Source organism: Stenotrophomonas sp. NPDC077659 (assembly GCF_050268705.1).
In the GTDB taxonomy this organism is placed as follows: Bacteria; Pseudomonadota; Gammaproteobacteria; order Xanthomonadales; family Xanthomonadaceae; genus Stenotrophomonas.
The window spans coordinates 1-8022 of record NZ_JBNNHG010000162.1 but is presented as its reverse complement, the minus strand read 5'-3'; the positions used below and the strand labels follow the sequence as shown (position 1 = coordinate 8022).

Below are 8022 nucleotides of genomic sequence, written 5' to 3'. Positions count from 1 at the left end.
GGGGCTGGAGATCGCGCGGGTAGATCCACGCCATGCGTGGATGACGCGCCGTGCCGACCAACGGTCGGCACCTACCGACAATGCGGGCGGTGGCTGGGGCTGGAGATCGCGCGGGTAGATCCACGCCATGCGTGGATGACGCGTCGTGCCGACCAACGGTCGGCACCTACCGACAATGCTGGCGGCGGCTGGGGCTGGAGATCGCGCGGGTGAGGTAGATCCATGCCATGCGTGGATGACGTGCCGCGCCGACCAACGGTCGGCACCTACCGACAATGCGGGCGGTGGCTGGGGCCGAAGATCGCGCGGGTAGATCGACGCCATGCGTGGATGACGCGCCGTGCCGACCAACGGTCGGCACCTACCGACAATGCGGGCGGTGGCTGGGGCTGGAGATCGCGCGGGTAGATCCACGCCATGCGTGGATGACGCGCCGTGCCGACCAACGGTCGGCACCTACCGTTCTTCCCGCTGCGGTTCCGGCGGCGGCAGCTGCTCTTCCTTGGCGCGCTCGTTGCCGGGTAGGCTGGGGCGGGTTTCCATCAGCAGCGACAGTGCCGCCTTGGCCATCATGTGGGCGCTGATCGGCGCGGTGATGAACAGGAACACGGTGATCAGCAGCTCGCGCGGCTGCGGGTCCTGGCCGAGGAAGATGTGGTAGCAGACCGAACAGGCCAGCACACAGCCCACGCCCAGCGTGCTGGCCTTGGTCGGCGCGTGCAGGCGCTTGAAGAAGGTCGACAGCTTCACCAGTCCCAGGGCACCGACGAGGATGAAGAAGCAGCCGAACAGCAGCAGCACCGACAGAGCGATCTGGATGAAGGTGATCATTCGACGATGTCCCGGCGCAGCACGAACTTGCTCAGCACCACGGTGCTGCCGAAGCCGAGCATGGCGATGACCAGCGCCGCCTCGAAGTAGATCGCCGAGTTCAGGTACATGCCGAACAGCATCAGTTCGGCGATGGCGGTCACCGACAACGTGTCCAGTGCCAGGATGCGGTCGGGCACGGTCGGGCCGCGCAGCAGGCGCCAGGTGGCCAGCAGCATGGCCAGGCCGACCACGTGCATGCACACCACCAGGGTGGTCTGGATGATCTGGAATCCAGTCATGGGAAGATCTCCATCAACGGGGCTTCGTAACGTCGCTTGATCGTGTCGATCAGGTCCTGCGGGTCGTCCAGGTGCAGCACATGCACCAGCAGGTACTTGCGGTCATCGCTCAGCGCAGCCGACACGGTGCCCGGGGTCAGGGTGATCATGCTTGTCAGGGCGGCGATGCCGTGAATGTTGGCGATGTCCAGCGGCAACCAGATGAAACCGGGGTGGATGTTGCGCTCCGGGCCGAGCACCTGGATGGCCACGCGGATGTTGGACATCAGGATGTCCCACAGGGTGACGAACAGCAGCTTGGGCACCGGCCGCAGCGTACCGATGCGGGCGAACTCGCGGTCCAGGCGTGCGGCGAACAGCGGCACCACCACACCCAGCACCACGCCCAGCACGATCTGGCCGAGGGTGAAGCTGTCGGACATCAGCAGCCAGAACGCCACCACCATGATGCTCAGGGCGGGCGAGGGGAACACGCGGCGGCGGAATGAGCGCTTGGCGGTCATGGCTGGCGGATCTCCGGCGGGGTCGCACGCAACTGCTGCACGTAGTCAGCCGGCTGCAGCAGCTGGGCGGCGATGGCATCGGTATGGCGCATCAGCGGTGCCGCGCCCAGGGTCATGCCGATGCCATAGGCCAGCAGCAGGCAGGCGGCATACAGTTCGATGCGGCGCAGCGGTGCCTTGCGTGGCGGTGGCGCGTCCGGGTCGGGCAGCGGCACGCGCCAGAACAGGCGGATGCCACCGCGGGTCAGGCCCATGATGACCAGCAGGCTGCTGACCAGCACCGCCGTCCACACCGCGCCGGTGTACTGCGCCGGCATGCCGGCCAGCAGCGCGGCCTTGGCCAGGAAGCCGGACAGCGGCGGCAGGCCGGCCACCGAGACCGCACCGATCAGGAACAGCACGGCCGGCGTTTCCTTGCCGGGCATCGGTGCCACCACTTCCTTGCGGTCGCTGGCGCCGCCACGACGGCGGCGGATCAGGTCGGCGACGAGGAACAGGGCGGCCGCTACGAACGTGCTGTGCGGCAGGTAATACAGGCCGGCCGACAGCACCTTTGGCGTGCCCACCGCGAAGGCGATGAACAGCGTGGCCGCCGAGACGATGACCAGATAGGAGATCAGCACGCGCAGCCGGGCTGCGGCCAGTGCACCCAGGCCACCCAGCACCAGTGTGGTCACGCCGGCCCACAGCAGCCAGTCGCGGCCGTAGCCGGCCAGCGCGCCAGCGTCCTCGCCGAACCACAGCATCTGCACGCGCAGCACGGCGTACAGGCCGACCTTGGTCATGATCGCAAACAGCGCCGCCACTGCTGCCGGTGCGCGCGCATAGGATTCGGGCAGCCACAGGTACAGCGGCATCAGCGCGGCCTTGGCGCAGAACACCAGCAGCAACAGCCCCATGGTGGCCTTCACCAGGGTCAGCTGCGCCGGCGGCACTTCGGCGATGCGCTGCGACAGCTCCGCCATGTTCAGCGAGCCCAGCGAGGCATACAACAGCCCCAGCGCGATCAGGAACAGGGTCGAGGCGGTGACATTGAACACCACGTAGTGCAGGCCGATGCGCATGCGCAGGCCGCGGCCGCCACTCAGCAGCAGGCCGTAGGAGGCGATCAGCATCACCTCGAAGAATACGAACAGATTGAAGATGTCGCCGGTCAGGAACGCACCGTTCAGGCCGACCAGCTGGAACTGGAACAGCGCATGGAAATGCGGCGCGCGCCGGTCCCAGCCCGAGCAGGCGTGCATCAGGCAGGGGATGGCCAGCAACAGCGTGGTCAGCAGCATCCACGCCGACAGGCGGTCGGCCACCAGCGCGATGCCCAGCCGCGAGGGCCAGTCACCCAGCAGGTAGACGTTGATGTCGCCGCCCGCGGTCTGCGCGAACAGCAGGCCCACCGCCATGGCCAGCGCCGCCATGGCGGTCCAGGCCACGCCGCGCTGCACCTTGGGCCCGTAGCGGCGGTGTTCGACGAACAGCGAGAGTGCGGCGCCGAGCAGCGGAATCAGGATCGGCAGGATCACCAGATGGTTCATGCGTGGTCCTCGTCCCGACGCGGCGGGGCGTCCTCATCCGGTTCGTGGGCATCGACGTGGTCGCTGTGGTTGTCGCTGCGGCTGCGCATGGCCAGCACGATGCTCACCGCGGTCATCGCAAAGGCGATGACGATGGCGGTCAGCACCAGCGCCTGTGGCAGCGGGTCGGTGTAGTTGCCCAGGTGGCTGTCCACGCCGTCCTTCAGCACTGGCGCCTTGCCCAGCACCACGCGGCCACCGGCGAAGATCAGCAGATTGGTGGCATAGGACAGGAAGGTCATGCCGAGGATCACATCGAAGCTGCGTGCGCGCAGCAGCAGGTAGATGCCGATGGCGGTCAGCACGCCGATCGCGGTGGCCAGGGCGAGTTCCATCAGTGCATCTCCCCGGTACGGGCCGAACGGCGTTGCAGGTCGATCTCGCCGCGGCGGGCGGTGCGGGTGCGCGAAGGCTTCACCGTGCCCATCATCGACAGCATCAGCATGGCGCCGCCGAACACCACCAGGTACACGCCGATATCAAAACCAATCGCGCTGGCCAGCGGCACCTCGCCGATCAGCGGCAGGTGGAGGTCGAGGTGGCCACTGGTCAGGAACGGCACGCCGAACAGCATCGAGGCGCTGCCGCTGAGCAGGGCGATCAGCAGGCCCATGCCGATGCAGCGGATGTAGTCGAAACCGAAGCGCGATTCGACCGAGGCGGTGCCCTGGATGACGTACTGGATCAGCAGCGGCACGGCCAGCACCAGGCCGGCGATGAAACCGCCACCGGGCGCGTTGTGGCCGCGCAGGAACAGGAAGATCGACACCGTCAGGGTGAGCGGGAACATGATCTGCGCAAGGTCGGCCGGCACCGGCAGTTTGATCGGCGGGCCGGGCATGATCTGCTCCGGGGCCATGCGCGTGCGCCGCAGCAGGGCATGCACCACCAGCGCGGCGATGCCGAACACGGTGATCTCGCCGAACGTATCGAAGCCGCGGAAGTCGACCAGGATCACGTTGACCACGTTCTGCCCATAGGCTTCGGGCAGGGCGCGGGCGAGCATCTCGCCGGCCATGGTGTTGGGCGGCAGGGTCATTGCGCTGTAGGCCAGCGCGCCCAGGCCGGCACCGGCGATGATGGCGATGACCGCATCGCGGCGCTTGCGCCAGCGCGGCCGCTCCGGCCCGGACTGGGCGGGCAGGTAGTTCATGCCCAGCAGCATCAGCACCAGGGTCACCATCTCCACCAGCAGCTGGGTCAGGGCCAGGTCCGGCGCGGACAGGAACACGAAGGTGAGCGCCACCATCAGGCCGACGCCACCGACCAGCAGCACCGCCAGCAGGCGCTGCTTGTAGACGCGCAGGGTGGCCATGGCACAGGCCATCATCACCAGCCACAGTGCCCAGCCCAGCAGCGGGATCGGCTGCGGCCTGGTCCAGTTGGGCGATGCCGGATTGGCGATGTAGGGCGCGGCCGCCACCGTGATCGCCACCAGCACCAGGCCCAGCAGCATGCGCTGCAGGCTGCCGTTGGCAATGCCGTTGGTCAGGCGCATGGCCAGCGCGGAAATCGTATCCAGCTGCGCGTGGAAGACGTTGCGGCCGGTGGCGGTATTCTGAACGCCGTGCAGGTTGATTACCTTGCGCAGGCCGAAGTACAGGGCCACGCCACCCACCACGCCGATGGCGCTCATCGCCAGCGGCAGGTTGAAGCCGTGCCAGACCGACAGGCTGTACTCGGGCATGGCATTGCCGAGGATGGAACCGGCTGCGGCGTGCAGCACCGGGGCCACGGTCAGTGCCGGGGCGATGCCCACCGCCACGCAGATCACCACCAGGATCTCCACCGGCACCTTCATCCAGCGCGGTGGCTCGTGCGGCACGCGGTCCAGATCGTGCGGGCCGGGGCCGAAGAACGTGTCGTGCACGAAGCGCAGGCTGTAGGCCACGCCGAATACACCGGCCAGCAGCGCGGCGATCGACACCGCCGTGCGCATGATGCCCGGGCCACCGGCGGTGAGTGCTTCGGCGAACAGCATTTCCTTGGACAGGAAGCCGTTGAGCAGCGGAATGCCCGCCATCGCCAGCGAGGCGATGATCGCCAGCGCGCTGGTGAACGGCATCAGCTTCCTCAGCCCGCCCAGCTTGCGCATGTCACGGGTGCCGGTCTCGTGGTCGATGATGCCGGCGGCCATGAACAGCGAGGCCTTGAAGGTGGCGTGGTTGAGGATGTGGAACACACCGGCCACGACCGCCATCGGCGTGGACAGGCCGAACAGCAGGGTGATCAGGCCCAGGTGCGAGATCGTCGAATAGGCCAGCAGGCCCTTCAGGTCATGCTGGAAGATCGCGTTCCAGGCGCCGATCAGCAGGGTGATCGCGCCGATGCCGCTGACCGTGTAGAAGAACAGGTCGGTGCCGGCCAGGGCCGGGTGCAGTCGCGCCAGCAGGAACACACCGGCTTTCACCATGGTGGCCGAGTGCAGGTAGGCCGACACCGGGGTGGGCGCGGCCATCGCGTGCGGCAGCCAGAAGTGGAATGGGAACTGCGCGCTCTTGGTGAAGATGCCGGCCAGTACCAGGAACAGGGCGTAGGGGTACAGCGCGCTGGCGCGGATCTGATCGCCGGCGGCCAGTACCACGTCCAGGTCGAAGCTGCCGACGATGCGGCCGATCAGCAGCACGCCACCCAGCAGGGCCAGGCCGCCGCCGCCGGTGATCACCAGCGCCATCCGCGCGCCTTCGCGGGCATCCTTGCGGTGCGACCAGAAGCCGATCAGCAGGAACGAGCTGATGCTGGTCATTTCCCAGAACACCATCAGCAGCAGCAGGTTGCCCGACAGCACCATGCCCAGCATGGCACCCATGAACAGCAGCAGGTAACAGTAGAAGCGGTGCGCATTGTCCTCGCTGCTGAGGTAGTAGCGCGCATACAGCACGACCAGTGCGCCGATGCCCAGCACCATGCCGGCAAACATCCATGCCAGACCATCCAGGCGCAGGGCGAAATCCAGCCCGATCTGCGGCAGCCAGGGTACAAGGCTGCGAACGATCTCCCCGCCCATCACGGCTGGGGTCAGCCAGCCAAGGATGGCCAGTCCGCCCAACGGCGCCAGCGCCGCCAGCCAGGCGGCTGTCGAGCGGGAACTACGGGGGAAGGCCGCAACAGCCACTGCCATCAGGAACGGCAGGGCCAGCAGCAGGGGCAGGCTGGGGAGCATGCAGGGAATCCATGATTCACGAGCAGGTCATTGAGTCTAACAGTCAGCCAAATGTTGCCGAAACCCATGTAACGGCCACAAACGGCATGTAACATGCGCTATTCATCTTTTTTGCGGTGCGGCAGACCGATTTTGGGGCCTTGCGGGATAGGGGCGTCGGCTTTGCCGGATCGGTTCCCTACGCGCTCGCATGGGCACCTGCGGCCCCACGTGGCAACGGCTGGGAGCGGCTAGGCAGGCGCGCAGGCAGGCCGCTGCCACCCGTGAATCGCAGGCTGGCAGGTCGGTCGTGGAGCAGGGGTGACGGTCTGTACCCGTTCAGCAAACGGGGGTGGTCAGTAGCGCCAATCCAGCTTGCGGTACGCCTTGGCCATTACCCAGGCCGGGCCGATCAGCAGGTAGGTCAGGTCGGTCAGGAAGCTGGGCTTGCGGCCTTCAAACGTGTGGCCGATGAACTGCGCGACCCAGGCCGCCACGAACACGCCCAGCGCCAGCCAGCGCAGTGCCTGCAGGCCGATCTCGGCCTCCAGCAGGCGGCACAGGCAGCCGAACACGAAGAACTGGATGAGCATGCCGATGCCCAGCGGGCGCGACAGCTTGTTGTAGAAGCACCAGGCGCTGAACATCGCAAAGGCCGCCCAGATGCCGTACTGGAACCAGGTGATCAGCGGCGGCAGGCACCACAGCAGGGCCACCACCGACCACAGGATGGCCGGCACCGCCACCACATGGATGCGCTGGTTGATGACGTTGCGGTGGTCGTCTGAATAGCTGGCGAAGTAGCGGTCGATGGGCCGCGCAAGCTGGGTGGTGGTCTGCATGCGGCCAGCATACTCCGCCCGGACCGGGCGGTGCGGTGGCGACCGGCTCGCACCAACCGGGTGGCACCGACCGGGCGCGGCCGGCGGGGTAGAGTCGACCGTTGGTCGACTATCGCGCGCAGCGCTGGTTTTGCACGATCGGAACGAAGAGCAGTCGACCAACGGTCGACTCTACCGGGCGGGTGGTTGCCGGCATCAGAACGCCCCCGGCCTGGGCCGGGGGCGCTGGGAGATCAGTCGACGCTGATCCCGGCCAGGCGCTGCAGCGCCTCGGCGTACTTGGCGCGGGTGCGCTCGATGATCTCAGCCGGGATGGTCGGGCCCGGGGCGGTCTTGCCCCAGTCCAGCGTCTCCAGGTAATCGCGCACGAACTGCTTGTCGTAGCTCGGCGGGCTGGTACCCACTTCGTACTCGTCGGCCGGCCAGTAACGCGAGGAATCCGGCGTCAGCATCTCGTCCATGATGTACAGGCGGCCATCGGCGTCGGTACCGAACTCGAACTTGGTATCGGCCAGGATGATGCCGCGCTCGCGGGCGTAATCGGCAGCGAACTTGTAGATGCGCAGGGTGGCATCGCGCACGCGCTCGGCCAGATCGGCGCCGACCTGCTTCACCATCGCATCGAAATCGATGTTCTCGTCATGGTCGCCCACGGCGGCCTTGGTCGAGGGGGTGAAGATCGGCTCGGGCAGCTGCTCGGCCTGGCGCAGGCCGTCGGCTGATACCCCCCGCAGCCTGCGCAACCCCTGGACCGTGGCCGAACGCGCCGTGATGATCCAGGCCGCCCTTGATGGCCACACCGACCGCCTGCTGATCCGCCCGCTGCGCGACCACCTGTACAACGAAGCGCGC

The 8022-nt window shown here is 67.3% G+C and carries 7 protein-coding genes and 2 pseudogenes; 1 reads left to right on the top strand and 8 read right to left on the bottom strand.

Going from position 1 to position 8022, the window contains the following annotated elements; translation table 11 throughout:
* Positions 1-456 precede the first annotated feature (456 nt).
* The 8 genes and pseudogenes from ACQKDV_RS16920 to ACQKDV_RS16885 all read right to left on the bottom strand — a co-directional run.
* Positions 457-831 (bottom strand): Na+/H+ antiporter subunit G, encoded by a 375-nt coding sequence (locus ACQKDV_RS16920; protein ID WP_427785268.1) that lies wholly within the window; start codon positions 829-831, stop codon positions 457-459.
* Entirely contained in the window at positions 828-1112 is a 285-nt protein-coding gene (locus tag ACQKDV_RS16915) for a K+/H+ antiporter subunit F (protein WP_006399171.1), read from the bottom strand. Before ACQKDV_RS16915 ends, ACQKDV_RS16920 begins: the two co-directional genes overlap by 4 nt.
* Entirely contained in the window at positions 1109-1615 is a 507-nt protein-coding gene (locus ACQKDV_RS16910) for a Na+/H+ antiporter subunit E (RefSeq protein ID WP_427785266.1), read from the bottom strand. The genes ACQKDV_RS16915 and ACQKDV_RS16910 overlap by 4 nt, the downstream gene beginning before the upstream one ends.
* On the bottom strand, positions 1612-3147 hold the full coding sequence (locus ACQKDV_RS16905) for a monovalent cation/H+ antiporter subunit D (RefSeq protein WP_427785265.1): 1536 nt from the start codon (positions 3145-3147) through the stop codon (positions 1612-1614). The genes ACQKDV_RS16910 and ACQKDV_RS16905 overlap by 4 nt, the downstream gene beginning before the upstream one ends.
* Positions 3144-3521: a Na+/H+ antiporter subunit C gene (locus ACQKDV_RS16900; RefSeq protein ID WP_108766605.1), complete on the bottom strand. Its 378-nt coding sequence runs from the start codon at positions 3519-3521 to the stop codon at positions 3144-3146. Before ACQKDV_RS16900 ends, ACQKDV_RS16905 begins: the two co-directional genes overlap by 4 nt.
* The gene (locus tag ACQKDV_RS16895) at positions 3521-6349 is read right to left on the bottom strand and encodes a monovalent cation/H+ antiporter subunit A (protein WP_427785264.1); all 2829 of its coding nucleotides are present in this window, start codon (positions 6347-6349) and stop codon (positions 3521-3523) included. The genes ACQKDV_RS16900 and ACQKDV_RS16895 overlap by 1 nt, the downstream gene beginning before the upstream one ends.
* A 335-nt stretch (positions 6350-6684) precedes the next feature.
* Positions 6685-7170 carry a DUF962 domain-containing protein gene (locus tag ACQKDV_RS16890; protein ID WP_427785263.1) on the bottom strand — a complete coding sequence of 162 codons (486 nt, stop codon included), beginning with the start codon at positions 7168-7170 and terminating at the stop codon, positions 6685-6687.
* Between the two features lie 233 nt (positions 7171-7403).
* A pseudogene (locus ACQKDV_RS16885) lies at positions 7404-7886 on the bottom strand (phosphoribosylaminoimidazolesuccinocarboxamide synthase); the annotation flags it as partial.
* On the opposite strand from ACQKDV_RS16885, the pseudogene ACQKDV_RS16880 reads away from it, so the two are divergent.
* Positions 7885-8022 (top strand): annotated as a pseudogene (locus ACQKDV_RS16880) (bifunctional nicotinamide-nucleotide adenylyltransferase/Nudix hydroxylase); the annotation flags it as partial. The pseudogenes ACQKDV_RS16885 and ACQKDV_RS16880 overlap by 2 nt on opposite strands.

Excerpts from the sequence above, each read along its gene's own strand:
- ACQKDV_RS16920 (WP_427785268.1), bottom strand. The coding sequence starts at position 831 with ATGATCACCTTCATCCAGATCGCTCTGTCGGTGCTGCTGCTGTTCGGC.
- ACQKDV_RS16915 (WP_006399171.1), bottom strand. The coding sequence starts at position 1,112 with ATGACTGGATTCCAGATCATCCAGACCACCCTGGTGGTGTGCATGCAC.
- ACQKDV_RS16910 (WP_427785266.1), bottom strand. The coding sequence starts at position 1,615 with ATGACCGCCAAGCGCTCATTCCGCCGCCGCGTGTTCCCCTCGCCCGCC.
- ACQKDV_RS16905 (WP_427785265.1), bottom strand. The coding sequence starts at position 3,147 with ATGAACCATCTGGTGATCCTGCCGATCCTGATTCCGCTGCTCGGCGCC.
- ACQKDV_RS16900 (WP_108766605.1), bottom strand. The coding sequence starts at position 3,521 with ATGGAACTCGCCCTGGCCACCGCGATCGGCGTGCTGACCGCCATCGGC.
- ACQKDV_RS16895 (WP_427785264.1), bottom strand. The coding sequence starts at position 6,349 with ATGCTCCCCAGCCTGCCCCTGCTGCTGGCCCTGCCGTTCCTGATGGCA.
- ACQKDV_RS16890 (WP_427785263.1), bottom strand. The coding sequence starts at position 7,170 with ATGCAGACCACCACCCAGCTTGCGCGGCCCATCGACCGCTACTTCGCC.